At 72.3% G+C, this 24,764-nt stretch carries 25 protein-coding genes; 16 read left to right on the top strand and 9 right to left on the bottom strand.

Annotated elements, in window-relative coordinates:
* The 4 genes from ACWGQ1_RS04400 to ACWGQ1_RS04385 all read right to left on the bottom strand — a co-directional run.
* Positions 1-990 (bottom strand): arginase family protein (locus tag ACWGQ1_RS04400; protein WP_452312434.1); only part of this gene is annotated, 990 nt, incomplete at its 3' end.
* Between the two features lie 58 nt (positions 991-1,048).
* Positions 1,049-1,720, bottom strand: coding sequence for a cation transporter (locus tag ACWGQ1_RS04395; protein ID WP_452312433.1), 672 nt, complete (start codon positions 1,718-1,720; stop codon positions 1,049-1,051).
* The gene (locus tag ACWGQ1_RS04390) at positions 1,720-2,055 is read right to left on the bottom strand and encodes an ArsR/SmtB family transcription factor (RefSeq protein WP_136031719.1); all 336 of its coding nucleotides are present in this window, start codon (positions 2,053-2,055) and stop codon (positions 1,720-1,722) included. The genes ACWGQ1_RS04395 and ACWGQ1_RS04390 overlap by 1 nt, the downstream gene beginning before the upstream one ends.
* An 84-nt stretch (positions 2,056-2,139) precedes the next feature.
* Complete coding sequence (locus ACWGQ1_RS04385) at positions 2,140-2,691, bottom strand: small multidrug efflux protein (RefSeq protein WP_136031721.1); 552 nt, start codon at positions 2,689-2,691, stop codon at positions 2,140-2,142.
* Between the two features lie 158 nt (positions 2,692-2,849).
* On the opposite strand from ACWGQ1_RS04385, the gene ACWGQ1_RS04380 reads away from it, so the two are divergent.
* The 12 genes from ACWGQ1_RS04380 to ACWGQ1_RS04325 all read left to right on the top strand — a co-directional run bounded on the left by ACWGQ1_RS04380 (position 2,850) and on the right by ACWGQ1_RS04325 (position 16,659).
* Positions 2,850-4,067 (top strand): sensor histidine kinase, encoded by a 1,218-nt coding sequence (locus ACWGQ1_RS04380; RefSeq protein WP_136036788.1) that lies wholly within the window; start codon positions 2,850-2,852, stop codon positions 4,065-4,067.
* Positions 4,064-4,666 carry a response regulator transcription factor gene (locus ACWGQ1_RS04375; protein WP_136031725.1) on the top strand — a complete coding sequence of 201 codons (603 nt, stop codon included), beginning with the start codon at positions 4,064-4,066 and terminating at the stop codon, positions 4,664-4,666. The genes ACWGQ1_RS04380 and ACWGQ1_RS04375 overlap by 4 nt, the downstream gene beginning before the upstream one ends.
* A gap of 94 nt (positions 4,667-4,760) precedes the next feature.
* Positions 4,761-6,164, top strand: a complete 1,404-nt coding sequence (gene thrC, locus ACWGQ1_RS04370; protein ID WP_452312432.1) for a threonine synthase — start codon at positions 4,761-4,763, stop codon at positions 6,162-6,164.
* Positions 6,165-6,276: 112 nt separating this feature from the next.
* Entirely contained in the window at positions 6,277-6,990 is a 714-nt protein-coding gene (locus tag ACWGQ1_RS04365; RefSeq protein WP_136031731.1) for an ABC transporter ATP-binding protein, read from the top strand.
* Complete coding sequence (locus tag ACWGQ1_RS04360; RefSeq protein ID WP_206251763.1) at positions 6,987-8,270, top strand: ABC transporter permease; 1,284 nt, start codon at positions 6,987-6,989, stop codon at positions 8,268-8,270. The genes ACWGQ1_RS04365 and ACWGQ1_RS04360 overlap by 4 nt, the downstream gene beginning before the upstream one ends.
* Positions 8,271-8,273: 3 nt before the next feature.
* Positions 8,274-8,864, top strand: a complete 591-nt coding sequence (locus ACWGQ1_RS04355) for a TetR/AcrR family transcriptional regulator (RefSeq protein WP_136036495.1) — start codon at positions 8,274-8,276, stop codon at positions 8,862-8,864.
* Positions 8,865-8,982: 118 nt separating this feature from the next.
* On the top strand, positions 8,983-10,323 hold the full coding sequence (locus ACWGQ1_RS04350) for a purine-cytosine permease family protein (RefSeq protein ID WP_136031737.1): 1,341 nt from the start codon (positions 8,983-8,985) through the stop codon (positions 10,321-10,323).
* 39 nt (positions 10,324-10,362) lie between these two features.
* Complete coding sequence (locus ACWGQ1_RS04345) at positions 10,363-11,910, top strand: hydantoinase/oxoprolinase family protein (RefSeq protein WP_241115047.1); 1,548 nt, start codon at positions 10,363-10,365, stop codon at positions 11,908-11,910.
* A 1-nt stretch (position 11,911) separates the two neighbouring features.
* Positions 11,912-13,012, top strand: coding sequence for a DUF917 domain-containing protein (locus tag ACWGQ1_RS04340; RefSeq protein WP_136031742.1), 1,101 nt, complete (start codon positions 11,912-11,914; stop codon positions 13,010-13,012).
* The gene (locus tag ACWGQ1_RS04335; RefSeq protein ID WP_247638361.1) at positions 13,009-14,109 is read left to right on the top strand and encodes a DUF917 domain-containing protein; all 1,101 of its coding nucleotides are present in this window, start codon (positions 13,009-13,011) and stop codon (positions 14,107-14,109) included. Before ACWGQ1_RS04340 ends, ACWGQ1_RS04335 begins: the two co-directional genes overlap by 4 nt.
* Before the next feature lie 10 nt (positions 14,110-14,119).
* Positions 14,120-15,148: an S-methyl thiohydantoin desulfurase domain-containing protein gene (locus tag ACWGQ1_RS04330; RefSeq protein WP_452312431.1), complete on the top strand. Its 1,029-nt coding sequence runs from the start codon at positions 14,120-14,122 to the stop codon at positions 15,146-15,148.
* A complete protein-coding gene (locus tag ACWGQ1_RS04325) occupies positions 15,145-16,659 on the top strand; it encodes a helix-turn-helix domain-containing protein (RefSeq protein ID WP_452312430.1) in 1,515 nt (504 codons plus the stop codon). The genes ACWGQ1_RS04330 and ACWGQ1_RS04325 overlap by 4 nt, the downstream gene beginning before the upstream one ends.
* Positions 16,660-16,671: 12 nt before the next feature.
* On the opposite strand, the gene ACWGQ1_RS04320 is transcribed toward ACWGQ1_RS04325, so the two are convergent.
* Both ACWGQ1_RS04320 and ACWGQ1_RS04315 read right to left on the bottom strand, forming a co-directional pair.
* Positions 16,672-17,082 (bottom strand): VOC family protein, encoded by a 411-nt coding sequence (locus ACWGQ1_RS04320; protein WP_136031750.1) that lies wholly within the window; start codon positions 17,080-17,082, stop codon positions 16,672-16,674.
* A 135-nt stretch (positions 17,083-17,217) separates the two neighbouring features.
* Positions 17,218-17,967, bottom strand: a complete 750-nt coding sequence (locus tag ACWGQ1_RS04315) for an NAD(P)H-binding protein (protein ID WP_452312429.1) — start codon at positions 17,965-17,967, stop codon at positions 17,218-17,220.
* A 124-nt stretch (positions 17,968-18,091) separates the two neighbouring features.
* On the opposite strand from ACWGQ1_RS04315, the gene sigJ reads away from it, so the two are divergent.
* The 3 genes from sigJ to ACWGQ1_RS04300 are packed head-to-tail and all read left to right on the top strand — an operon-like array spanning position 18,092 to position 21,858.
* Positions 18,092-18,988: an RNA polymerase sigma factor SigJ gene (gene sigJ / locus ACWGQ1_RS04310; RefSeq protein ID WP_452312428.1), complete on the top strand. Its 897-nt coding sequence runs from the start codon at positions 18,092-18,094 to the stop codon at positions 18,986-18,988.
* A 1-nt stretch (position 18,989) separates the two neighbouring features.
* Positions 18,990-20,339, top strand: coding sequence for a M20/M25/M40 family metallo-hydrolase (locus ACWGQ1_RS04305; RefSeq protein WP_452312427.1), 1,350 nt, complete (start codon positions 18,990-18,992; stop codon positions 20,337-20,339).
* Between the two features lie 55 nt (positions 20,340-20,394).
* Positions 20,395-21,858 carry an MFS transporter gene (locus ACWGQ1_RS04300; protein WP_452312426.1) on the top strand — a complete coding sequence of 488 codons (1,464 nt, stop codon included), beginning with the start codon at positions 20,395-20,397 and terminating at the stop codon, positions 21,856-21,858.
* Between the two features lie 38 nt (positions 21,859-21,896).
* Here ACWGQ1_RS04300 and ACWGQ1_RS04295 read toward each other — a convergent pair whose 3' ends face one another.
* The 3 genes from ACWGQ1_RS04295 to ACWGQ1_RS04285 all read right to left on the bottom strand — a co-directional run bounded on the left by ACWGQ1_RS04295 (position 21,897) and on the right by ACWGQ1_RS04285 (position 23,549).
* Positions 21,897-22,208 carry a hypothetical protein gene (locus ACWGQ1_RS04295; protein WP_136045928.1) on the bottom strand — a complete coding sequence of 104 codons (312 nt, stop codon included), beginning with the start codon at positions 22,206-22,208 and terminating at the stop codon, positions 21,897-21,899.
* Between the two features lie 140 nt (positions 22,209-22,348).
* Positions 22,349-22,750, bottom strand: a complete 402-nt coding sequence (locus ACWGQ1_RS04290; RefSeq protein WP_136030594.1) for a VOC family protein — start codon at positions 22,748-22,750, stop codon at positions 22,349-22,351.
* A 31-nt stretch (positions 22,751-22,781) separates the two neighbouring features.
* On the bottom strand, positions 22,782-23,549 hold the full coding sequence (locus ACWGQ1_RS04285) for an SIP domain-containing protein (protein WP_452312425.1): 768 nt from the start codon (positions 23,547-23,549) through the stop codon (positions 22,782-22,784).
* A 105-nt stretch (positions 23,550-23,654) separates the two neighbouring features.
* On the opposite strand from ACWGQ1_RS04285, the gene ACWGQ1_RS04280 reads away from it, so the two are divergent.
* Positions 23,655-24,650 (top strand): siderophore ABC transporter substrate-binding protein, encoded by a 996-nt coding sequence (locus ACWGQ1_RS04280; protein WP_378822482.1) that lies wholly within the window; start codon positions 23,655-23,657, stop codon positions 24,648-24,650.
* Positions 24,651-24,764 lie beyond the last annotated feature (114 nt).

Here is a 24,764-nt window from a genome sequence, read left to right as displayed (position 1 = left end):
GGGGGGTGTGGGGGGGGGTGTTGGTGGGAGGGCGAGACGGGCTGGTGGGTTGTTTGGGGGGTCGGTGCCGGCATCTCGGTCTCCGCCCCCCCCCCCCCCCCCGCTGCCGAGCTCGCCCAGGCCCTCGCTCAGAACCTCGACCAGCAGCCGCGCGTAGCGGCCGTCGGGGTCGAGGTCGGGATCGAACACGGTGATGCTCGCACCGATCGCCCGCGGAGCGAGGCCCCGCAGCAGCGCCGTCAGCTCGTCGGCGGTGAGCCCTCCGGGGTCGGGGCTGTCGACCGCGGGCATCACGGTCGGGTCGAGCACGTCGACGTCGAGCTGGAGCCAGTACGCCTCACCCGCCGCTGCGGCGGACTCGGACGCGACGGCCTGGGCGCCGCGCGCGGAGACCTCGGCCGCGGGGGTCACGCGTGCCAGGAGGCCGCGAACCTCCTCCTGCTCCTCGTCGTCGTCGCGGTGTCCGACGTGGGCGGTGCGCCCCGCCGGGAAGTAGGGGGACAGGCCGTCGATGTCGGCGATGGCCGGCCAGTGCAGGCCGATCGCCGCCGCCAGGGCCTCGCCGGCGACGGCCGCGCACTCCTCGCTGTTGCCGGGGTGGCGGAAATCGGTGTGGCCGTCGATGTGCACGAGTCCCGCTCCGCCGCGTCTCTTCAGAGCGATCCCGGCGCCGACGAGGATGCCGCAGTCGCCGCCGATCACCAGGGGTGCCTGCCCCGCGTCGATCGCGTCGCCGATGCGCGCGGCCAGGCGCAGCGAGTGGTCGACGAACGCGGCCTCGTTGCGGACCCGACCGGCCGGACGCACGTCGTCGTCGGCCACGTACCGGCCGGGGAGGACGACGCCGGAGTCGGTCGCGCCCCGGGCGGCGAACCGCTCGTAGAGCCCCGCCTCGCGCAACGCCTCCGGCGCTTTCGCCGAGCCGGGCACGCTCCCGGGCTCGGGCGGACGGAGGCCGAGGTTGCTGGGAGCGGACAGAAGAGTGATCATGCGGTCCACTCTGGCGGGGGCGACCGACATTCGCTCCGCCCGCGCGAGGGGAGTGGATTCAGCGCTCGTGGTCGTGCTCGTGGTCGTGGTCGTGCTCCTCGAGGAGCATGCCGACCGAGGTCGCGCACGCGTCACCGCGCCAGGCCTCGATCCCCTCGCGGACGGCGAAGCCCGCGATGACGAGCCCCGCGACCGCGTCGGCCCACCACCACCCCAGCAGCGAGTTCGCCACGAGTCCGACGAGCACGGCGGCGGACAGATACGTGCAGATCAGCGTCTGCATCGAGTCCGCGACCGCGGTGGCCGACCCCAGCTCGCGCCCCGCCCGGCGCTCGGCGAGGGAGAGGAACGGCATCACGACCACGCTCACCGCGGTCAGCACGATCCCGACCGTGCTGTGCTCCGGCCGCTCCTGCGCGATCAGGGCCAGGACGGAACTCGCCGTCACGTACAGCGCGAGCGCGAAGAACGCGACCCCGATCACCCGCAGCGTCGGCTTCTCCCAGCGCTCGGGATCGGGCCGCGTGAACTGCCAGGCGACCGCCGCCGCCGAGAGCACCTCGATCGTGGAGTCGAGCCCGAACCCGATCAGTGCGGCGGAGGAGGCCACGGAGCCCGCGGCGACGGCGATGATGGCCTCGATCACGTTGTAGCCGATCGTGACGCCCACGATCAGGCGGATGCGGCGGTGCAGCGTCTGCCGGCGGGGCTCGGCGACCACGGCCGCCATCAGCAGGTGCACCCCTCGCCGTCGCAGCAGTCCGGGTCGACGATCAGGGTGACCCGCATCAGCATGTCGAGCGCGGGAGCGAGGTGGCGGTCCGACAGGCGGTAGAGGCTGCGTCGCCCGTCGGCCGTGCTCTCGACGAGTCCGCAGCCGCGCAGGCACGCGAGATGGTTCGACATCGCCTGCCGCGAGACGCCGAGCGCCTCCGCGAGCTCGGCCGGGTACCGCGGCGACGACCGGAGGGCGAGCAGGATCCCGGCGCGGGTCGTGTCGGACAGAGCGTGCCCGAGGCGGGCGACGGCGGCGGTGTGCGGAGTCGAGGCGAGCGCAGTGGTCACCCCTGAACAGTACAGAAAGAAGTGAATTCAGAAAAGCGTGAAGCGGGAGGGGCAACGGATGCGACCGCCCCTCCCGCCGCGATCTCAGCGGATCGCGTACACCGCGCCGCCGACGATCACGGCCACCACGGTGGTCCAGCCGATGATCGCGACCGCCTGCCACACGAGGATTCGTCCCTTGCCCACGCCCGACGCCGCGAGCATGGTCGCGGTGAAGTGCGTGGGCAGCAGCAGCGGTCCCAGCAGGCTCACGCCGGGGACGCCGTAGCGCTCGAACGCCCGCTGGAACTTCTCGCGCCGCGCGGAGCCGCGCCCCTGCTCGGCCGCGGGCGCGGGTGCCACGTCATCCTCCAGGCTGCTCCCGCCGCCCGCGAGTGCGGCCTGCCGCGCCCTCGACCGGTCGACGATGGCGCGCCGCGCCCCCGAGCTCGCGAGCACCAGGACGGCCACGCACACGAAGTTGCCCACCATCGCCGCGACGGCCGCCACCACCGGGGGGATGCCGCCGATGATCCCGATGCCCGCGGCCCCCTCGCCCTCGATGAACGGCACCGCGCCGGCGAGAGCGACGATGAGGGGCTGCACCAGGTCGGGGACCTGGGCGACGAGGTTCTGGAACGTCTCGACGAGGTTCATGGGAGGGGCCTCCGGGAGTTTCGGCAGACGGGCTCTCCGTCGCCATGACCCCAGTCCACCGGAGGCGGGACGGCTGTGACAGTGCCGCGGCGTCACCTCTCTCCGGGTGCTTCACCCGCCGATCCCGTGACATCTGTCACGGCCCTATCGTGGGGAGCGTGACCCGCATCCCCCCGGCCTCCACCGTCGAACCAGCGCCCGGCTCCCGGCAGCTCGCCCGTGGCATCACCGCCACCTGGTGGTACACGGTGACCGCGGTGCTGTTCATCGAGCTCATGCTCGTCGGGGCATGGACGGGCATCGCGGCCGCGGTCGACCTGCGCGGCGGCGTGCTGCTCGTGGTGGGGCTGGGCGGCGTGGTGTGGTGCGCGTCGACGCTGCTGCTGCTGCTGGACTACCGCCACCGGCTGGAGGCCGGTCCGGGGGTGGAGTGGCGGCGCCTGGTGCTGCCGTTCGCGGTGGCGGTGGCCTACGGGGGCACGGCCGGGCTCCTCGTGGGCAGCTGGGAGCTGGCGGGCATGCCGATCGTGCAGTTCTTCGTGCTGCTGCGGTGGCCGCGCGGTGTCCGCGTGCGGGTGGTCGTCGCGGCGACCGTCGTGCTGGTGGGGCTCGCCGTGATCGACACCGCCGCCGACGGCTTCGGGGTGGGCATCCCGTGGTGGCTGCCGATCGTGTACGCGGCGATGCTGCCGGGGATGACCGTCAGCTCGCTGTGGTGGTGGGACGTGCTGGTGACGCTCGACCGCGCTCGAGCCTCGGAGGCCCGGCTCGCCGCAACCCAGGAGCGGCTGCGGGTCGCCACCGACGTCCATGACCTGCAGGGGCATCACCTGCAGGTGATCGCGCTGCAGCTGGAGCTCGCGGAGCGGCTGCTGCCCGTGGACGCGCCCGCCGGAATGGAGCAGCTGCGCGCGGCGCGGGTGAGCGTGGACGAGGCGCGCCAGGGGACCAGGGACCTCGCGACGCGGTTCCGGTCGGTCCCGCTGGGCGATGAGCTGGCGAACGCGCGCGACCTGCTGGGCGCGGCAGGGCTGGACGTCGAGGCGCGCATCGCGACCGACGCGGATGCGGCGCCCGCGGCCGACCTCGGCCCGGTGATCCGGGAGACGACCACGAACGTGCTGCGCCACGGCGGTGGAGAGCGCGCGCGGCTGGTGCTCGAGCGCACGCGCGACGGATGGCGGTACGAGATCGCCAACGGGGTCACGGACGGGGACGGGGGCGCGGACGACGTGGAGGACGGGCACGGCGGCTCGGGGCTGGAGGGTGTACGGCGGCGGATCGCGGACGCGGGCGGCACGCTCGACGTGCGTCGCGACGCGGACGAGTTCGTGGTCGTGGTGACCGTGCCGTCCGCGGGGGAGGGCGCGCGATGATCCGGGTGCTGCTGGCGGACGACGAGGGGATGATCCGGTCGGCACTCGCCGCGCTGCTGCGGCTGGAGGACGACATCGAGGTCGTCGCGGAGTGCGCCGACGGGGAACAGGCCGTGGCGGAGGCGCTGCGGCTGCGACCGGACGTGTGCCTGCTCGACCTGGAGATGCCGGGGCTCGACGGCGTGCAGGTCGCGGAGCGGCTCGGCCGGGAGATCGCGACCCGGTGCGTGGTGGTCACCCGTCACGCGCGACCGGGCGTGCTGCGGCGTGCACTGGCCTCCGGGGTGTCGGGGTTCCTGCCGAAGTCGCGCGGGGCGGACGAGGTCGCGGCGGTGATCCGGCGGGTCGCCGCGGGAGCGCGCTACGTCGACCCGGAGATCGCGGCGGATGCGCTGAGCGACGAGCGCTCGCCGCTGACCGACCGGGAGCTGGACGTGCTGCGGGCCGGACGGCGGGGTGAAACGACGGGGCAGATCGCCAGGGCGCTCTCGCTCGCACCCGGAACGGTGCGGAACCACATCTCGGTGATCCTCGGCAAGCTGTCGGTGGCCACACGTCAGCAGGCGGTGCTGCTCGCGGAGGAGCGCGGCTGGATCTGAGCGGCCGCGTGGCTCTGGCCCTCCGTCACGCGTCCGGCGGCGTCTTCGCGGCCTGCGAGAATGGAGGCGCCGAGTCCCGAGCCGAGGAGCCACCGTGCCGTTCATCTCCACCCGTGGCGGCATGCAGCCGCAGTCCTTCAGCGAGACCCTGCTCGAAGGGCTCGCGCCCGACGGAGGCCTGGCGGTTCCCGAGGTCATGCCCGAGGTCGACGGTGAGACCCTGGAGCGCTGGCGCGCACTCACGTACCCCCAGCTCGCGACCGAGGTGCTGGGGCTGTTCGCGACCGACATCCCCCGCGAGGATCTGGCGCGCATGACGGCCGCCGCCTACGCCGACTTCCCCGACGGGGTGGTGCCGCTGCGCCGCATCGACGACGACCTCACGCTCGTGGGTCTCTCCGAGGGGCCGACGCTGGCGTTCAAGGACATGGCGATGCAGTTCCTCGGGCAGGTGCTCGAGTACACCCTGGAGCGTCAGGGATCGGTGCTGAACATCCTCGGCGCGACCTCGGGCGACACCGGGTCGGCGGCCGAGCACGCCCTCCGCGGCAAGGAGCGGGTGTCGGTGTTCATGCTGTCGCCGCAGGGCCGCATGAGCGCGTTCCAGCGGGCGCAGATGTTCTCGCTCGACGACGCCAACGTGCACAACATCGCGGTGGAGGGCGTGTTCGACGACTGCCAGAACCTGGTCAAGAAGCTCGCCGGCGACCTCGACTTCAAGCGCACCCAGCACCTCGGCGCCGTCAACTCCATCAACCTCGCGCGCATCACCGCGCAGACCGTCTACTACTTCTGGGCGTGGCTGCGGGCCACCGACGCGGGCGGCTGGGCCGAGGTGTCGTTCACCGTGCCCTCGGGCAACTTCGGCAACATCCTGTCGGGCTTCTTCGCGAAGCAGATGGGCCTGCCGATCCGCCGCCTCGTGCTGGCCGCGAACGAGAACAACGTGCTCGACGAGTTCTTCCGCACGGGCGTCTACCGGCCGCGCAGCGCCGCGCAGACCCTCGCCACGTCGAGCCCCTCGATGGACATCTCGAAGGCGTCGAACCTGGAGCGCTTCATCTTCGAGCTGGTCGACCGCGACCCGGCGCGGGTGGTCGGCGCGTGGGACGACCTGGAGGCGCAGGGCTACGTCGACTTCTCGGCGGAGCAGGAGCGGTTCGCGGAGGAGTTCGGCATCGTCAGCGGCACCTCGACCCATGAGGACCGGCTGGCCACCATCCGCTCCGTGTACGAGGCCTCGGGCGAAGTGATCGACCCGCACACCGCCGACGGCGTCAAGGTCGCCCGCGAGTATGTGGAGCCGGGCGTTCCGATGCTCGTGCTGGAGACCGCCAAGCCGGAGAAGTTCGCGGAGACCATCCACGAGGCGATCGGCGTCGAGCTCGGCTACTCGCCCGAGCTGCGCGCGATGCTCGACGCCCCCCAGCACGTGACGGAGATGGCCGACGACGAGCAGGCCCTGCGCGCGTTCATCGCGGAGAACGCCCTGCACTGACACCGAGGCCCTTCATCGCGAAAGACCCCCGACCGCCGGCGCGGTCGGGGGTCTTCGTCCTTCTAGGGGAATTTATCAGGCAGTAACTGCCAAGAGTTGTTACTGTATCTGCATGAATGAAAGTGCGGACTCCGTCCCGACGGCCATCGAGGCGCGTCATCTGTCCAAGTCCTACGGGAAGGGCGAGAGCAGATTCCTGGCTCTCGACGACGTGTCGTTGCGGGTGCGGCGGGGCGAGTCCCTGGCCATCGTCGGCAAGAGCGGGTCGGGCAAGTCCACGCTGATGCACCTCCTTGCGCTTCTGGACCGCCCCGACGCCGGAGAGGTGCGGGTGGACGGCGCCGATGCGGCGACGCTGTCGCCGCGGGCGGTGAACCGGATCCGCAACCGCCGCTTCGGCTTCGTCTTCCAGCAGTTCTTCGTCACCCCCGGTGCCTCGGTGCTCGACAACGTCATCCTCCCGCTCACGATCGCGGGGATCCCCGCCGCCGAGAGGCGACGCCGCGGCATGGAGGCCCTGCGCCGCTTCGGCCTGGAGGACAAGGCGCGGGGCCGTGCGAACGACCTGTCCGGCGGGCAGAAGCAGCGCGTCGTGCTGGCTCGGGCGCTCGTGTCCGAGCCCGAGGTCATCTTCGCCGACGAGCCGACGGGAAACCTCGACAGCGCGACCGGCGCCGTCGTCGAAGATGAGCTCTTCGCGCTCCAGCGCGACCACGGAATCACCCTTGTCATCGTCACGCACGACGACGACCTCGCCGCACGATGCGACCGCCGGGTCGTGGTGCGCGACGGGCGCCTGGAGGATGCGACGGGGGTGGCGGCATGAACGCGCTCGACCTGGTGCGCACCGCCGTGTCGCACACGTTCCGCAGCAAGCTGCGCACCACGCTGACCGTGCTGGCGCTGTTCGTCGGAGCGTTCACGCTCACCCTCACGACCGCACTGGGCGCCGGTGTCTCCGACTACGTCGCGAAGCAGGTGGCGTCGCTCGGCGCCGACGACGTGCTGCTCATCTCGGCGGGGACGGGGACGGCGACCGACGCCGGGCCCCAGCCGTACGATCCCGCGACCTCCACGGCCTCCGGGGGTCCTGCCAATCCACTCACCGGCGGGGGAGCGCTGACGCCGCAGGACATCTCCGCGCTCGAGGGCATCGACGGACTGCGTGACGTGTCGCCCGTCTCGGCCGTCGCGGTCGACTGGATCCAGGGACCGGGGTCGCAGAAGTACGAGTTCGCGATCGCGCCCACCTCGTCGATCGCGCGGGCGGACCTCGTCGCCGGCTCGCAGCTGGATGCCGAGGCCACCGAGAACCAGATCACCCTCCCGCTCGACGACGTCGAGCCGCTCGGCTGGGCCGACCCCGGCGACGCGGTCGGTGCACGGGTCGAACTGGGGTTCACCGACGTGCTCGGCGGCCCCCACACCATCGAGGCGACCGTCGTGGGCGTCTCGAACACGAGCCTGCTCAATGCCGGCGCCGGGGCCAACGCCGCCCTGGTCGACGCGATCGCGGCGGAGCAGCGCGCCGGGTCGTCGGCGCCGGAGCGCTTCCAGGTCGCGGTGGCCTCCTTCGACCCGAACGCCAGCGCCGACGACGTGCGCGACCTGAAGGACCGGGTCGCTGACGCGGGTATGACCGCGCAGACGATCCAGGACCAGCTCGGCATCGTGCAGACGGTCATCGGCGGCATCACCGGTGTGCTCAACGCGTTCGCCGTGATCGCTCTGCTCGCGGCCGCTTTCGGCATCATCAACACGCTGCTGATGAGCGTGCAGGAGCGCACGCGCGAGATCGGGCTCATGAAGGCCATGGGGATGAGCAACGGACGGGTGTTCGCGCTCTTCAGCATCGAGGCGGCGATCATCGGCGTGCTCGGCAGCGTGCTCGGCGTCGTCGTGGCCGTGCTGGTGGGACTGCCGCTCAATGCGGCTCTCGCCCAGGGGCCGCTCTCGGGTCTCGCCGGTCTTGACCTGCTGCTCTTCCAGCCGCAGGGGATGCTGGGCGTCGTCGCGCTCATCGTCGTCATCGCATTCCTGGCGGGCACGCTACCGGCGCGACGCGCGTCGCTGAAGTCACCCATCGACGCGCTGCGATACGAATAGAGCATGCCCGCGCCCGCAACCCCGCACAGCAGCAACGCCCGCGGACGGGCGACGGCGCGCGCGATCGAGACCGCGGCGGTGCGGCTGGCCCTGGAGAAGGGGCCGGCCGCGCTGACGGTCGACGAGATCTGCGCGGCGGCCGGCGTCAAGCAGCGCACGTTCTTCAATCATTTCCCGACCAAAGAGGACGCGCTCCTCGGCAGCGCGCTGCCCCGGCTCAACGAGCAGCGGGTGCGCGAGTACCTCAGCGATGCGACGGTGGGTGTGCTCAGCGGCGCTCTGGGTCTGGTCGAGCTCCCGGCGTCCCCCGACGGGCAGGAGGACCTCGCGGCAGCTCGCATGCGCGTCCTCGCCGCTTCGCCGGCCCTCGCCGAGCGCCAGGCGGGTCGGCTGCTGCCGTTGGCGCGCGAGGTCAACGAGGTCATCCGCCTCAAGCTGCGTGCCGTCGGCCCCGACCAGGCGGCGGAGCGCATCGACGCCGCCGCATCCGTGCTCACCCGCATCGCGAGCACGCTCGTACTGCAAGCCGGGCGGGCGGGCGAGGCGGAGCCCGGTCTCGACGATCTCCGGTGGATCTGGGACCGCCTGCTCTGACGTCGCGTGCAGAGTGCACAGCGACGGGCGATGTTCGTGCGGATCGCACATGTCGGGCGGTGAGGCGCGGTGGCTACGGTGGCGGCAACCCGTTCCCCCCTCCTCCCGAAGGATCCTCATGGCACGCACGGCGCACGCAGACGACTTCGCGCTCTCCCGAGTCACGCCGGAGGCCCGCAAGCCCTGGTTCGGAATCGCAGTGCAGCGATTCGGACAGGTCTCGGCCCTCTCGCAGTTCCTCCTCGGCGCGACCCTCGGCTACAGCATGACGTTCGGCGAGGCCGTCCTCGCCTTCCTGTTCGGCTCGATCATCCTCGAGGTGATCATGTGCGTGGTCGGTTTCATCGGCCAGCGCGAAGGCCTGAACACCGCCCTCCTCGCCCGCTGGACCGGCTTCGGCGAGATCGGCGCCTCGCTGGTCGGCCTCGCGATCGGCATCAGCCTGATCGGCTGGTTCGGCATCCAGTCGGCGATCTCGGCGCAGTCGCTCGACGCCCTCATGCCCGGCGCCCTGCCGGTGTGGGCGTGGAGCCTCATCTTCGGCCTCGCGGTGACCGCGATCGTGGCCTTCGGCTTCGTCGGCATGCAGTGGCTCGCGAACATCACGGTGCCGCTGTTCCTGATCCTGGTCGGATGGTCGGTCATCTCCGAGCTGAGCCGCCACGACATCGGCGAACTGCTGACCGGTCCGGCCCCCGGCCCCACCATGAGCGTGTGGGCGGGCACCGGCATCGTCGCGGGCGGCCTCATCGTCGGCGCCATCATCACCGGCGACATGACCCGCTTCAACCGCTCGCGCGCCGACGTCGTCAAGCAGACCGTGCTGGGCGTCTCGCTCGGCGAGTTCGTGATCGGCCTGGCCGGCGTGCTCCTCGCGCACGCCGCCGCCACCGGCGACATCGTCGCGATCGTCACCTCGTCGGTGGGCTTCATCGGCCTGTTCATCGTGCTGACCGGCACGCTGAAGATCAACGACTGGAACCTGTACTCCTCCACCCTCGGCCTGGTGAACTTCATCTCCACCGCGTTCGGCAAGAACCTGCACCGCGTGACCACCACGATCGTGCTCGGCGTCGTCGGCTCGGTGCTCGCCGCGGTCGGCATCCTCGGGCAGTTCACCGAGTTCCTGATCGTGCTCAGCGTCGCGTTCCCGCCCATCGCCGGCATCATGGTCGCCGAGTACTACGTGGTGCGGCGCTGGCGTCCCGAGCTCGACGCGACCCGCGAGCAGGGCACGCTTCCAGCCACCGCTCCGCGCATCGTCCCCGCGACCATCGTCGTCTGGCTGGTCTCGTCCCTCGTCGGGTACTTCGTCACCTGGGGCATCCCGTCGCTGCTCAGCCTCTTCCTGTCGATGGTGCTGTACATCGTCGTCGGCAAGCTCGGCTGGGTGCGCGGCGTCGGCGTCGCCACCACGCGCCAGGCGAGCCCCGTCGACAGCGCCCCCGCGGCGGTCTGAGCGACCGCGACAGAACCACCCCACACGAAAGCGAGCATCATGCACATCGGCATCGACGTCGGCGGCACCAACACCGACGCCGTCCTCATGGACGGCACCCGCACCCTGGCGGGGGTGAAGCACTCCACGACCCCCGACGTGACCCGCGGGATCGTGCAGGCCATCGAGGACCTGCGCGCCGGCCACTCCTTCGAGGGTGCAGACATCGATGCGGTCATGATCGGCACGACGCACTTCATCAACGCGCTCGTGCAGGCCAGCCGGCTCGCGCCGGTCGCGGCGCTCCGGCTGGGGCTCCCCGCCACGCGCGCGCTGCCGCCGCTGATCGACTGGCCGGAGGTGCTGGTGGAGGCCACGCAGGCGCGCAGCTACCTCGCCCACGGCGGATACGAGTTCGACGGGCGACCCATCTCGCCGCTCGACCCGGAGGAGATCCGTGCGCACGCCGAGGACATGAAGGCCCACGGCATCCGCTCGGTCGCGATCTCCTCGGTGTTCAGCCCGGTCAACCACGACCTCGAGGTGCGGGCAGCCGAGATCGTGGCCGACGTGCTCGGGGCGGATGCGGCGATCTCACTGTCGCACGAGATCGGACGCATCGGGCTGCTGGAGCGGGAGAACGCGACCATCATCAACGCGGCGCTGCGCGAGCTCGCGTCCGAGATCGTCGACGGGCTCACCTCGGCCGTGCGCGCGCAGGGCATCGAAGCGCCCATCTTCCTGAGCCAGAACGACGGCACGCTCATGGACGAGGACTACGTGCGCCGCTACCCGGTCGCGACCTTCGCCTCCGGCCCCACGAACTCGATGCGCGGTGCCGCCGCCACGAGCGGCCTCGACGACTGCGCCGTGATCGACGTCGGCGGCACGACGGCCGACATCGGACTGCTCATCAACGGCTTCCCGCGCGAGACCGCGAACGAGGTGAAGGTCGCGGGCATCCGCACCAACTTCCGGATGCCCGACGTGCTCTCCCTCGGCATCGGCGGCGGCAGCATCGTCGACGAGGAGACCGCGGAGGTCGGCCCCGCATCGGTCGGGTACAAGCTGACGACCGAGGCGCTGGTGTTCGGCGGCTCCACCCTCACCGCGACCGACATCGCGGTCGCGGCCGGCCGGGCACAGGTGGGCGACCCGAGCCGCGTGGCCCACCTCGACCCCGCCTTCGTGCAGCGCGTGCTCGACCGCATCGCCGAGCGGGTGTCCGAGGCCGTGGACCGCATGCGCACCTCGCCCGAGCCGATCGCGGTCGTCGCGGTCGGCGGCGGCTCCATCCTGCTGCCCGACGAGCTGCCGCTGTTCGGCACCGTGCACCGCCCGGAGAACTACGCGGTCGCCAACGCCATCGGCGCCTCGATCGCCCAGGTCGGCGGCGAGATCGACAAGGTGTACGCGATCGAGCCGGGCCGCCGCGAGGAGACCCTCGCCGAGGTGCGGGCCGAGGCCGTGGACAAGGCCATCGCCGCGGGCGCCAAGCCGTCCACCGTGTCGATCATCGACTTCGACGAGGTGCCCATCCCCTACCTTCCCGGCAACGCCACACGCATACGCGTCAAGGCCGTCGGCGACCTCGACATGGGGGTCTGACATGAGCTGGACGATCACCCCCGCCCACATCGACGGACTCGCGCGCGGGGCTGCCGTGCTCGGCACGGGTGGCGGCGGCGACCCGTACATCGGCGCGCTCCTCGCCCGGCAGGCCCTCGCGAGCGGCGACGTCACCGTGGTCGCCCTCGACGAGGTGCCCGACGACGCCCTGGTGCTGTTCGTCGCGATGATGGGCGCGCCCACCGTCATGGTCGAGAAGCTGCCGAGTCTGGCCGAGGTCATCGAGCCCGTGAAGGCGCTGGGCATCCACCTCGGCCGCCCGGTCACGCACATCGCGTGCGCCGAGGTCGGCGGCGTCAACTCCACGATCCCGATCGCCGCGGCCGCCGCGCTCGGCCTGCCGCTGGTCGACGCCGACGGCATGGGGCGCGCGTTCCCGGAGCTGCAGATGGTGCTGCCGACGCTGTACGGCGTGACCGCGTCGCCCCTCGCCTTCAGCGACGAGAAGGGCAACACCGGGGTGCTGCAGACGGCCGACAACTCCTGGACCGAGCGCATCGCCCGAGTCGCGTGCGTCGAGATGGGCTGCTCCGTCATGATCTCGGGCTTCTCGATGTCGGGCACCGCCGCGCGAGAGTCCCTCGTGGCGGGGTCGCTGTCGCGCTGCATCGAGATCGGCCGGAGCATCGCCACCGCGCGCGACGAGAAGACCGACCCGGTCGCGGCGGTCGTCGAACTGCTCGGCGGGCGCGAGCTGTTCGGCGGCAAGGTCGTCGACGTCAACCGCGCCACCACCACCGGGTTCGCCCGCGGGCGCGCCCGCATCGACGGCGACGGCGGCACCACGCTCACCCTCCGGTTCCAGAACGAGCACCTGGTGGCCGAGGCCGACGGCGCGGTCCTCGCGACCACACCCGACCTCATCATGGTGCTCGACGGCGAGTCGGGCGAGCCGATCACCACCGAGGGGCTGCGCTACGGCCAGCGCGTGCGCGTGATCGCGGCCCCCGCCGACGAGCGCTGGCACTCCGCGGAGGCCCTCGCGATGGTCGGCCCCGGCTACTTCGGCTACGACCTCGCAGCACACCGCTTCGACGGCACCGTCTCCGCCGCCGACGCCGCGACGGGGGCGGCCGCATGAGCTGGCAGCTCACCGCGGCCGACCTCCCCGACCTCGCCCGAGGCGCGACGCTGCTCGGCACGGGCGGCGGCGGCGACCCGTACATCGGGAAGATGCTCGTGGAACGGGTGCTCGGCGACGGCAGCATCACGATCCTCGACCCGGACGAGCTGGCGGACGACCTCTTCGTGATCCCCACCGCGCAGATGGGCGCCCCGACGGTGATGGTGGAGAAGATCCCCGCTGGCACCGAGCCCACGCTGGCGCTGCGCACGCTCGAGGAGCACCTGGGGCGGACGGCCGATGCGACCATGCCCATCGAGTGCGGCGGCATCAACTCCATGATCCCGCTGATCGTCGCGGCCGAGACCGGGCTGCCCGTGGTGGACGCGGACGGCATGGGACGAGCGTTCCCCGAGCTGTCGATGGAGACCTTCGCGGTGTACGGCGTGCACGGCTCGCCGCTCGCGCTCGCCGGGGAGCGGGGCGAGAAGGTCGTGATCGACACGGGCGACGACGACCGGCAGATGGAGTGGCTCGCCCGCGGCATCACGATCCGGCTGGGCGGCGTCGGCCACATCGCCGAGTACGCCATGACCGGCGCCGACGTGCGGCGCACGGCCGTGCCACGGACCATCTCGATGGCGCTCGCGCTCGGCCGCGCCATCCGCCTGGCCCGCGAGGAGCACCGGTCCCCGTTCGAGGCGATCGCCGACACCCTCGCGACCACCCTCTACCCGCACGTGCGCGAACTGGGCGTCGGGAAGGTCGTGGACGTCGAGCGGCGGACGACGGAGGGCTTCGCGAAGGGCCGGGCCGTCATCGCTCCGCTGGGGGCCGAGGGCGACGCGGTCGAGATCGCGTTCCAGAACGAGAACCTCACGGCCTACCGCGGTGGGGAGCTGCTGGCGATCGTGCCCGACCTCATCTGCGTGGTCGATCACGAGACCGCGGAACCGATCACGACCGAGGGGCTGCGCTACGGGCAGCGGGTGCGCGTGCTGGGCATCTCCACGCCCGACATGATGCGCACGCCCGAGGCGCTGGCCGCGTTCGGTCCCACGGCGTTCGGCCTGACGGAGCCGTTCCGCCCGGTCGAGGGGACCCCCGCGTCCTAGGCTGGACGGCATGAGGCTGGAGCGGGACGACGTGGCGGCGCTCGCCCGCGGCTACGCGCTCCTCGGCTCCGGCGGCGGTGGCTCGACCACGATGCTCGAGCTCATGCTGGGCGCCGCCGACCACGGGCCGATCGACGTCACGCCGGTGTCGGCGCTCGACCCCGCGACCCCGTGCCTCGGTGTCGCGTTCGTCGGCTCCACCATGCTCCTGAGCGAACGGATGCCGGGCGCAGAGCCGTTCGGCGCACTGCTGCGGGCGGTCGAGCGCTGGCTCGGACACCCCGTGCCGGCGGTCTGCTCGCTCGAGGGCGGGGGGATGAACGGGCTGGCGCCCCTCACCCTCGCGAAGACGCACACCGTGGTCGACGCCGACTGCACGGGTCGCGCGGTGCCCGGTCTCGACCAGATGTCGCTGTTCGTCGACCGCGTGCCCGGGCTCGTGTTCGCGTGCGAGACCGGCGCGGACGGAGTCGCCCTGGTCGAGGCGACCAGGGCGATCGACGCGGAGCGGGTGGTGCGGTCGGCCATCATCCAGGCCGGGGGAGTGGGCTGCGCGGTGCTCGCCGGCTTCACGGTGGGCGACCTGCGGGAGCACGCGATCGAGGGGCACCTGGCTCGGGCGCTCGACCTGGGGCGGGCGTTCCTCGCGCACGCCCGGCTCGCGCCGCCGCTGCTGGCGGAGGCCCTGGGCGGCGAGCTGCTCGCCGAGGGCCGGATCCTGTCGGTCGCGCCGTCCGTGACGGATCCGCACGTCAGTGCCATCGAGGTCGCGGGCATCGGCGGTACCGTGCACCGGGTGGTCGCGCGGTCGGAGACGCTCGCGGTGCTCAGCGACGGGCTGCTGGTCGCCGCGGCCCCCGAGGTGATCGTGGTGCTGGACGCCGTGTCCCGCGAGATCCTCGAGGTCACCGACCTCAGCCTGGCGCGGCACGTCGTCGTGCTCGCCCTGCCCGCGCCCGAGTGGTGGAGCGAGCGCCCCGAGCGCCGCGCCCGCATCGTGCCGTCGGCCTACGGTCTCGACGGGCTGGACGCGGCATGAGCGCCGCGCTTCCCCTCACCGCACTGCTCGCGCAGGGCGAGAACGGCGCTGTGCGCCTCGTCGCCGGGCCCGCCGACGCCGAGTGGGACGCGGTGTCGGTGGAGGCGGAGGAGGCCGACCTCCCGGCGCAGAGCCGCGGCGGCCTCGCGATCCTCACGGCCGCCGCGCCGCGCGCGACCTGGCAGCAGGATGCGATGCTGCGCCGGGTGCGCGACCGCGGCTTCACCGGACTCGCGCTGCCCGGCGCGGCCGACGTCGACCGCGGCGCCGTCCGGCTCGCGGCCAGGCTCGGGCTCACCCTGCTCGACGTCGAGCGGCCGGTGCAGCTCGCCAGGGCCTGCTGGATGCTGATCGAGGCGCGTGACGCCCTCACGCTCACCCGCGTGCGCAAGGTCGCGCAGTCGTTCGAGTACGCGGCGGACGACCTCGGCGACCTGCTCGGGCACCTCGCGGCGAATCTCGGCCTCGGCGTCGCGCTCATCGACGGCGCGGGGGTTCTGCGCGAAGCCGGGGAACACCTGGCCGATGCACTCCGCCACCGGATCCGCTTCGACGCGTGGACCGATGCCGCCCGGGCCGACGGCGACGCTGCGGCCTCGGTGCGCGTGGACAGTCCCGGCCGTTCCGGACTGCGGCTCGTGCTGTTCGGTCGCGGTCTCGGCGAGGCGCAGCTGCAGTCGCTCATCGTCGCCGCCGAGGTGGCGATGCCGGCCGTCGCCGCGCGGATCCTGATCGACGAGATCGCCGCGGTCAACGACGTCGCCGCATCGTCGGGGCTGCTGCGCGACTTCGTGGAGCTGCGCGGCACGGCCGACACCGACGTGGAGCGGCGGATGGCGGAGCGCGGGTGGCGCACCGGCGGGCATCACCTCGGTTTCCGCACGGTCGCGCGCGGCCGGCTCGACCCGCTCGCGCTGCTGCGCTCGATCACCCCGGCCCTCAGCGCGATCGACGCCGAGGCGCACGCCACCACCGCGGGGCGCGGCGTCAGCGGCTGGCTGTCGTTCGCCGAGGCTCCGGGGCCCGACCGGGTGGAGCGCGCGGTCGGGGCGCTGCGCGACGTGCACCTCGGCGCGCTGCGCGACTTCGCGGTGGCGACCGGTGTCGGCTCGCTGCAGAGCGGCCCGGAGGGGCTGGCCGCCACGCTCGACGAGGCGGGCGACGCGGCACGCATCGCGGCCGACCGCTCCGCCACGGGCTGGTTCGTGCGGGTGGACAGTCTCGGTCTGGAGCAGCTGCTGCTCGCCTGGACCGGGAACGACACGTTCGTGCCGGCGGCGCAGTCGCTCCTGGCGCCGCTCGCCGACGGGGGCGGCGAGCTGCTCACGACGCTGTCGGCCTACCTGGACCACGAGTCGGGGATCGCCGCGACCGCGGCCGCCCTCGGCCTGCACCGCAACACCGTCATGGTGCGCATCCGCCGGGTGCAGGAGCTGCTCGGGATCGACATGAGCGATCCGGAGGCCCGGCTCGCGCTGCACCTGGCGTGCCGGGCCGTGCTGCCGCGCTGACCCCGCTGCTGCCTACTCCGGGTCGCCGTGCAGCATCCAGGCGATGCCGAACCGGTCGACGAGCATGCCGAACGTCCCGCCCCACGGCGGCACATCCAGCGGCATCGTGATGGTCGCGCCCTCGGAGAGCCCCTCCCACACGCGCTGCGTGACCTCCTGGGTGTTGCCGCTCAGCGACACGGAGATGCCCTGCGGCTTCTCGTAGGTCATGCCGTCGGGGGTGTCCGAGGCCATCAGCACGAGCCCGTCCGGGGTGGTGAGCTGCGCGTGCATCACGAGGTCCTGCTGCTCCGGGCTCTGCACCATGCCGGGGAACTCGCCGAAGACGCTGATGTCGAGCTCGCCGCCGAGGACGCTCCGGTAGAACTCCATCGCCTCCCGGGCCTCGGTGCGGAACGACAGGTACGGGTTGAGGTTGGGCATGACTGCTCCTGGTCGTGTTCGGACTGCTGAGGATCCCCGCCGCGCCTCAGTCTCCGCTCCGTCGCGCGCCGCCGCAAGGGCAGGGGTACGACCGCGCCGACACCCCGTCCCGGAGGTGCGGTGCCGGAGGGAGGGTCAGGGGTGCGCGGTCTCCGCGAGCCACTCCGCGAACGTCTGCCGGCCGAGGTCGGCGTCGGGTCCCGGAAGCGCCTTGCCCACCCGCATCCCCGTCATCTGCGGGCCGGGCACGCTCAGCGCCGGAACCCAGCCGCGGTAGCCCTGGTGTCGCGCGAATGCCCGGATCATGTCGGCCAGCTGTTCCTCTCGCGGCCCGGCGAAGTCCGCCACGCGACCCCGCGGCTCCCCGACGGCGAGAGCTGCGAGACGCTCGCCGACCTCGCGGGCGGCCACCGGCTGCGTGCGGGCCCGGGGTGCCACGTGGAGCGGGCCGAGCGTCGCGCGGGCGAACATCTGCGCGGCGAACTCGTGGAACTGGGTGGCGCGCTGGATCGTCCACGGCACGGGCGACGCCTCCACGATCTTCTCCTGCGCGACCTTGCCCGCGTAGTAGTCGTAGGGGATGCGGTCGATGCCGACGATCGAGAGGAGCACCGCGTGTCGCACGCCCGCGTCGGCGGCGGCCGACAGCAGGTTGCCGGTCGCCGCGGTGAAGAACTCGATCGCCGCGCTCGCCTTCAGCGTCTCGACGCTCGCGACGTCGATCACCGCGTCCGCTCCGCGCAGCGCCTCGGACAGCCCTCTCCCGCTCACCAGATCGACGCCGGTCGAGCGGCTGAGCACCACCGCGTCATGCCCCGCCTCCCGGACCGCGTCCACGGTGTGCCTGCCCACGACGCCGGTGCCACCGGCGACAGCGATTCTCATGCGTGCGTTCTCCTTCGTCTCGGGAATGGTCCTGCCTCTCCGACGATGCAGCCCGCCCGAATGTGAGGCGATCGGCGACATCCGCGGTGCCCGCGTGCGTCGCGCAGGGCCAGGATAGGAGACGATGGACGACCTCGAAGCCCCTGAATCCGAGCGGCGACCCCTGCTGGCCCTCGCGTACCGCCTGCTCGGCACGGTCGCCGACGCGGAGGACGCCGTGCAGGAGACCTACGCGCGCTGGTATCGGATGTCGCCCGCGGAGCGGGCGGCGATCGTCAACCCGGCCGCGTGGCTGACGAGGGTCGCCGGGCGCGTCTGTCTCGACGTGCTCGGATCGGCGCGTGCCCGCCGCGAGACCTACGTCGGTCCGTGGCTGCCCGAGCCGGTGCCGCACGGTTCCGCGTTCGCCGGGCCGCCGCACCCCGACCCGCTCGACCGCGTCACCCTGGACGAATCCGTCGGCCTGGCGCTGCTCGTGGTGCTGGAGTCGCTCACGCCCGCCGAGCGTGTGGCCTTCGTGCTGCACGACGTCTTCGGCGTGCCGTTCGCCGAGATCGCCGAGACGGTCGGACGCACCCCCGCCGCGGTCCGGCAGCTCGCCTCGCAGGGACGCCGACGCGTGCGGGCTGGGCGATCCGGAGTCGCCGACCGGGCTCAGCACGACGCGGTGGTGCGGGCGTTCCTCGGCGCGGCGGCCACGGGTGAGTTCGACCGGCTCGTGAGGCTGCTCGACCCCGACGTGGTGCTCCGCTCCGACGCCGGAGGCAAGAAGTCCGCGGCACTGCGACCCGTGGTGGGCGCCGACCACGTGGCCCGGTTCGTGCTCGGCATCGCGCGCCGAAACCCCGAGGCCGAGCTCGCCCTCGTGCCTGCGCCGGACGGGCTCGCACTGCTCGCGACGCTCGATGGGGATGCGGACGCGGTGTTCTCGTTCGTCGTGCGCGGCGACCGGATCGCCGAGGTCTTCGCGGTGCGCAACCCCGACAAGCTCACGCAGTGGCGGGATCCTCGCGGTCGCTAGCATGACGAGGGTGACGACCCCCACCGTGCGTCCCGGTATCGCCGAGCGCCTCGCCCGCATGATCCGCCTCCCCACCGTCTCCGCGGAGCTGGACGAACGCGGCCTCGCGCCGTTCGAGGAGTTCGCGGCGCTGCTCGCCGAGCTGTACCCGCGCACGCACGCGGCGCTGACGCTCGAGCGGCACACCGACCTGGGGCTGCTGTTCCACTGGGCGGGCACGGGAGCGGTGACGGGCGGACCCGTCGTGCTGATGGCGCACTACGACGTGGTCCCGGTCGACGAGAGCGACGCCTGGACCCATCCGCCGTTCGCGGGGGTGATCGCCGACGGCTCGGTGCACGGGCGCGGGGCGCTCGACGACAAGGGGCCGCTGATCGTGGTGCTCGAGGCCGTCGAGAACCTGCTGGCCGACGGCTTCCGTCCACCGCGCGACGTGTACCTGTCGTTCGGCGGGAACGAGGAGACCTACGGGCGGGCGGCCGAGGAGATCGCGCGGGTGCTGCGCGACCGCGGCATCGTGCCGTGGCTCGTGATCGACGAGGGCGGGGCGGTCGTCGACGCACCGCTGCCCTTCGTCCCCGGGCGTGCCGCGATGATCGGTGTCGGCGAGAAGGGCGTGATGACGCTGCGGCTCTCGGCGCGCGGCGACGGAGGGCACGCCTCGGCCCCACCCGCACTCACGGCCGTGCGCCGCGTGGCCCGCGCGGTCGACCGCCTCAGCCCCGACACCTTCCGGCCGCGCGCCTCGACCGCGGTGCTGCGCATGCTCGGCGTGCTCGGCGCGCAGACGCCGGGACCCGCGCGGCACCTCCTGCGGCTGCTCGCCGCGACACCACCGCTCACCGCGCGGCTCTTCGCGGCGCTGGGCGGCGAGCCTGCGGCGCTGGTGCGCACGACGGTCGCGCCCACCATGCAGTCGGGCGGCACCGCCGCGAACGTGCTGCCCTCGCAGGCGTCGGCCACGGTGAACCTGCGCATCGCGCTCGGCGAGACCACGCAGCAGACCGTGTACCGCGTGCGTCGACGGGTGCGCGATCCGCTCGTCTCCGTGGAGGTGGTGGAGGCCAGTGAGCCGTCGCCGGAGTCGTCGACCGAGAACGCGCAGTTCGCCCTGCTCGCCGCGGCGCTCGAGGTCTCGCACCCCGGCGTCCCCGCCGTGCCGTACGTGATGATGGCGGCGACCGACTCCCGGCACTTCCACCGGTTCGCCCCGGCCGTGTACCGCTTCGCGCCGCTGGACATGTCGAATGCGCAGCGCGCATCGATCCACGGCGTCGACGAGAGCGTGGAGATCGCGGCGCTGGAGCGGGGGGAGCGGTTCCATCGCGCCCTCCTCGAACGACTAGGGTGATCTCACCCCCTCCGGGATCCACCCCGGCACCCGACCTCTCGAAGCAGGAGACGCGATGACGCGCACCCGCACCCTGGGCACCCTCGCCGTGGTCGTCGGCTTCCTCGCGTTCGTCGAGTTCACCAGCGGCGTGCTCCAGGGGTACTACACGCCGATGCTCAGTGACATCGCCCGCCACCTGGGCATCCACGACGCCGACGTGAACTGGCTGGAGGGGTCGCAGCTGATGCTGTCGGCACTCGTGGTGCCGGCGTTCGCGAAGCTCGGCGACATGCTCGGCCACAAGCGCATGCTGCTGATCTCGACCGCCGTGACCGCGGCCGCCGCGCTCGTGCTGCCGTTCACCGACTCGTTCGCGGTGTTCCTGCTCGCCTGGTCGCTCATGGGCTTCTACGTGGTGTGGCTGCCGCTGGAGATCGCCCTGATCTGGTCGCGGTCACGGCGCATGGACGGACGCTCGTCGATCACGGCGAAGGCGGCGGGCCTCCTGGTCGCCGCCCTGGAGGGTGGGGCGATCATCGGCGCCCTCGTCGGCGGTGCGCTGATCGACGCGCTCCCGCTGACGGTCGTGCTGCTCGTGCCCGCCGTGCTGATCGTGGTGTGCTTCTTCGTGATCCTGTTCGGCGTGCGGGAGTCGCCCGAGCCGACCGGCGGCGTGTTCGACACGGTCGGCCTGGTGCTGATCTCCCTCGCGCTGCTGTGCTTCACGGGCGGGCTCAGCCTGCTGCGCCTCGAGGGCGGCCTCGGCAACCCGTGGTCGTGGGCGGTCGTGGCGCTGGGGCTTCTGCTGGTCGTGCCGTTCGTGCGGTGGGAGCTGCGCTGCGACGACCCGCTGATCGACGTGCGCATGTTCCGGTCGCCGGCGCTCGGGCCCGTGTTCCTCACGGCGGGACTGTTCGGGGTGAGCGTGCTGGGCGCGCAGGCGCCGCTGTCGACCTTCGCGCGCACCGACCCGGAGGTGTACGGCTACGGGCTGGGGACGACCGGCTTCGCGACGTCGCTGATCATCGGGGTGTACCTGGTCGCGATGATCGCGGGCGCGCTGCTGTTCCCGGTCGTGGCACGCCGGGCGTCGCCGCGGATCACGCTCCTCGGGGCGTCGGTGCTGGTGGGCATCGGGTTCCTGCTGTTCCTGCCGTTCCACGACGCCTATGGGCAGGTGATCGCGAACATGGTCGTGGTGGGGCTCGGCTCCGGCGCCCTCGTGGCGGCGCTGCCGGCCGCGGCGGCGTCGGCGGCTCCGGCGACGCAGACGGGCGTCGCGACCGGGCTCACCAACTCCGTGAAGACCGTGGGCGGTGCGATCGCCTCGTGCGTCTTCGGCATCGCACTACTCCACGGCGTCGCGAGTGGTGCGGGCGCGGTCGCCGACGGGACGGCGGGGTCGCTCGCGGGCTATGTCACGGTGTGGGTCGTCTGCGGGGCGACCGCGCTCGCCGCTGCGGTGCTCCTGCTGTTCGTGCCGAAGCAGGCCTTCACGGATCGCGCGGTCGAGGCCGAGGCGGCACCGGTCGCCTGACGGCCGGGCGAGCAGCGCGGTCGGACGGATCGGCCGCGTCAGGCGTCGCGGTCGAGGCCGAACGTGCGCTTCACCAGGGCCTGCACGTCGCGGTCGAGACCGTCGATCCGGGTGTGCACGGCGTCGATGCGGGTGTGCACGGCATCGAAGCGCGCGTCGACGGCGTCGAACCGGGCGTCGACCGTCGCGAAGCGGGCGTCGACCGCATCGAAGCGGCCGTTCATCTCGTTGCGGAGCCCGCCGACCTCGCTGCGGAGCACGCGGACGAACATCGTCGACATCACGGTCAGGGTGCCGCACATCAGGGCGGTGAACGCGCCGATCATCGTCCAGATCTGTGCCGCATCCATCGATTCCATCTCCTCATCGTCGCATCGGATGATCCACCCTGCCAGCATCCTGGTGCCGGCTCCGGCCACGTCTCCGAGAACCGCGGGACGGGCTGCTCGGCGCGTATCGGTGCAGAGTGGGTGGTCCTGCGACGGCGCGGTCAGGCGTCCTTCGGCGGGTTGTACATGAACTCGACGCGGATGCCGTCGGCGTCCTCCACGAAGGAGGCGTAGTAGCGCTCCGAGTAGCGGGGATACTCCTTGGGCTCCCGCACCGCGCTCCACCCGGCGTCGAGCGCGAGCGCGTGGAAGCGGTCGACCTCCGCGCGCGACGGCATCGCGAAGGCGAGGTGCTGCCACCCGATGCGTCCGTGCCGATGCGGCTCCGAGTCCTCGTCCCACGTGTAGAGGATGATCTCGGTCTCGTCACCGTTGTGCCACGAGATGGAGTGGTCGTCCTCCCCGCCGGACTCGTAACCGAGCGCGGTCAGGACGGGATGGAACTGCGCCCGCCCCCGCTCGAGGTCGCCGACGGTGATGCCCAGGTGATCGAGGAGTGCCATCGGCCCAGTCTGTCAGCGATCGCGGACGGTGTCAGTGGGGAGCGTGATACTCGGCTTCGCCCCGCTTCCAGTACCCCTTCACGACGGCCTTCGCGGTGTCGACGCCCCACCGGTCGAGCAGCGCGCGACCCGGCTTGACGATCGACTGCTCCGCCGCGATGAACACGAACGGATCGGTGCCGACGAGGTCGTCTCCCGACAGCGACTCCAGGAACGCGATCAGCGCCGAGCCGGCCGGGGCGTCCCCGCGGTGCAGCCACTGCACCGGTACCGGGGCGGCGAGGTCGAGCTCGCCGTTCTCGGCTACGGTCTCGATCACGATGCAGGCCGGGGCGTCGTCGGGGATCAGCGCGGCGAAACGGCGGATCGCGGGGATCGCGGTCTCGTCGCCGACGAGCAGCCAGGAGCCGGGGGTGCCGGTGACGACGGCGGCGCCGCGCGGACCGCCGACGCCGATCTCGGAGCCGAGGGGCGCGGTGGCGGCCCACGGTGCGGCGACGCCCTGGTCGCCGTGCACCGCGAACTCGACGTCGAGCCAGTCCTCGCCCCACGCGAGCGGCGTGTACTCGCGGCTGGGCGCGGCGCGCAGTTCCTCCACCGACTCCACGGGGCCGTCCGGGAAGAACAGGCGCTTGTGGTCATCGGCGCCGGGGGAGTCGAATCCGGCGAGGTCCGGCCCGGTGAGGCGCACGCGCACGAAGTCCGGGGCGAGCCACTCGCGCGCGGTCAGGGTGACGGTGCGGAAGCGCAGCTCGAGGCCGCGACGCTCGATCGTGAAGCCGGATTTCGTATCGCTCATAAAGTAAGGCTAACCTAAAAAGCACGACGGATGGTTCCCTGCGATCCGCTCCGTCCGACCGGCGCCCTCGAGTGCGCGACCACCCCGCAGAACAGGAGTCTCTCCATGTCCGTGCCCAGAACCCTCACCGCCACCAGCGTCGCCCTGGTCGGCCTGCTCGCGCTCTCCGGCTGCGCCACGGGCGCCGAAGCCGAACCCGAGGAGACCGCCGCCGCCTCCGGCACCGTGACCGTCGAGGACAACACGGGCGAACACGAGATCGCCACCCCGCCCGCCTCGGTCGTCGCCCTCGACAACCGCACCTTCCAGACCCTGTCCGACTGGGGCATCGAGCTCTCCGCCGGCGCCGTCTCCCTCATGCCCGAGACCGTGTCGTACGCGAAGGACGACGGCATCGTCGACATCGGCCTGCACACCGAGCCCGACCTGGAGGCGATCGTCGCGGCCGACCCCGATCTCATCATCAGCGGTCAGCGCTTCACGCAGCACAACGCCGCGATCGCCGAGCTCGTGCCCGACGCCACGATCATCGACCTCGAACCGCGCGACGGCGAGGCGTTCGACGCCGAACTCACGCGCCAGACCACCGTGCTCGGCGAGATCTTCGGCAAGCAGGACGAGGCGCAGAAGCTGGTCGACGAGTTCGACGCCGCGGTCGAGCGGGCCAAGGCCGCCTACGACGAGGCCGACACCGTCATGGCCGTCAACACCTCGGGCGGCCAGATCGGCTACCTCGCTCCGACCGTCGGCCGCTCGCTCGGCCCGATCTACGACCTCCTCGGCCTCACGCCGGCCCTCGAGGTCGACGACGCGAGCGATGACCATCAGGGCGACGAGATCTCGGTCGAGGCGATCGCGGCCTCGAACCCCGACTGGATCCTCGTGCTCGACCGCGACGCGGTGTTCGCGGCGGAGACGCCCGACTATGTGCAGGCCGCCGAGATCCTGGAGAGCTCCGAGGCCCTCGCCGGCGTCACCGCGGTGAAGGACGAGCAGATCGTCTACATGCCCACCGACACATACCTGAACGAGAGCATCCAGACGTACACCGCGTTCCTGAACGACCTCGCCGACGCGCTCGAGAAGAGCGCCGACAAGTAAGGGCCGGGTGGGGGGGGCCGACGGTGAGGGGGCGGCCACAGGACTCCCCCCCCGCCCCTCCCCCCCCTTCCCCCACACCAAAAGCCTTCGCGAGGGCTGTTGTACCCAAAGCCG

The sequence above is a fragment of the Microbacterium sp. NPDC055599 genome (assembly GCF_053618975.1).
This window is presented reverse-complemented; position numbering and strand designations above follow the sequence as displayed.

Coding starts and splice junctions, on each gene's coding strand:
- ACWGQ1_RS04335 (WP_247638361.1), top strand. CDS start 13,009: ATGAGCTGGCAGCTCACCGCGGCCGACCTCCCCGACCTCGCCCGAGGC.
- ACWGQ1_RS04285 (WP_452312425.1), bottom strand. CDS start 23,549: ATGAGCGATACGAAATCCGGCTTCACGATCGAGCGTCGCGGCCTCGAG.
- ACWGQ1_RS04290 (WP_136030594.1), bottom strand. CDS start 22,750: ATGGCACTCCTCGATCACCTGGGCATCACCGTCGGCGACCTCGAGCGG.
- ACWGQ1_RS04350 (WP_136031737.1), top strand. CDS start 8,983: ATGGCACGCACGGCGCACGCAGACGACTTCGCGCTCTCCCGAGTCACG.
- ACWGQ1_RS04280 (WP_378822482.1), top strand. CDS start 23,655: ATGTCCGTGCCCAGAACCCTCACCGCCACCAGCGTCGCCCTGGTCGGC.
- ACWGQ1_RS04365 (WP_136031731.1), top strand. CDS start 6,277: ATGAATGAAAGTGCGGACTCCGTCCCGACGGCCATCGAGGCGCGTCAT.
- ACWGQ1_RS04345 (WP_241115047.1), top strand. CDS start 10,363: ATGCACATCGGCATCGACGTCGGCGGCACCAACACCGACGCCGTCCTC.
- sigJ (WP_452312428.1), top strand. CDS start 18,092: ATGGACGACCTCGAAGCCCCTGAATCCGAGCGGCGACCCCTGCTGGCC.
- ACWGQ1_RS04330 (WP_452312431.1), top strand. CDS start 14,120: ATGAGGCTGGAGCGGGACGACGTGGCGGCGCTCGCCCGCGGCTACGCG.
- ACWGQ1_RS04395 (WP_452312433.1), bottom strand. CDS start 1,720: ATGGCGGCCGTGGTCGCCGAGCCCCGCCGGCAGACGCTGCACCGCCGC.
- ACWGQ1_RS04385 (WP_136031721.1), bottom strand. CDS start 2,691: ATGAACCTCGTCGAGACGTTCCAGAACCTCGTCGCCCAGGTCCCCGAC.
- ACWGQ1_RS04325 (WP_452312430.1), top strand. CDS start 15,145: ATGAGCGCCGCGCTTCCCCTCACCGCACTGCTCGCGCAGGGCGAGAAC.
- ACWGQ1_RS04355 (WP_136036495.1), top strand. CDS start 8,274: ATGCCCGCGCCCGCAACCCCGCACAGCAGCAACGCCCGCGGACGGGCG.
- ACWGQ1_RS04320 (WP_136031750.1), bottom strand. CDS start 17,082: ATGCCCAACCTCAACCCGTACCTGTCGTTCCGCACCGAGGCCCGGGAG.
- ACWGQ1_RS04360 (WP_206251763.1), top strand. CDS start 6,987: ATGAACGCGCTCGACCTGGTGCGCACCGCCGTGTCGCACACGTTCCGC.
- ACWGQ1_RS04305 (WP_452312427.1), top strand. CDS start 18,990: ATGACGAGGGTGACGACCCCCACCGTGCGTCCCGGTATCGCCGAGCGC.
- ACWGQ1_RS04315 (WP_452312429.1), bottom strand. CDS start 17,967: ATGAGAATCGCTGTCGCCGGTGGCACCGGCGTCGTGGGCAGGCACACC.
- ACWGQ1_RS04295 (WP_136045928.1), bottom strand. CDS start 22,208: ATGGATGCGGCACAGATCTGGACGATGATCGGCGCGTTCACCGCCCTG.
- ACWGQ1_RS04340 (WP_136031742.1), top strand. CDS start 11,912: ATGAGCTGGACGATCACCCCCGCCCACATCGACGGACTCGCGCGCGGG.
- ACWGQ1_RS04375 (WP_136031725.1), top strand. CDS start 4,064: ATGATCCGGGTGCTGCTGGCGGACGACGAGGGGATGATCCGGTCGGCA.
- ACWGQ1_RS04300 (WP_452312426.1), top strand. CDS start 20,395: ATGACGCGCACCCGCACCCTGGGCACCCTCGCCGTGGTCGTCGGCTTC.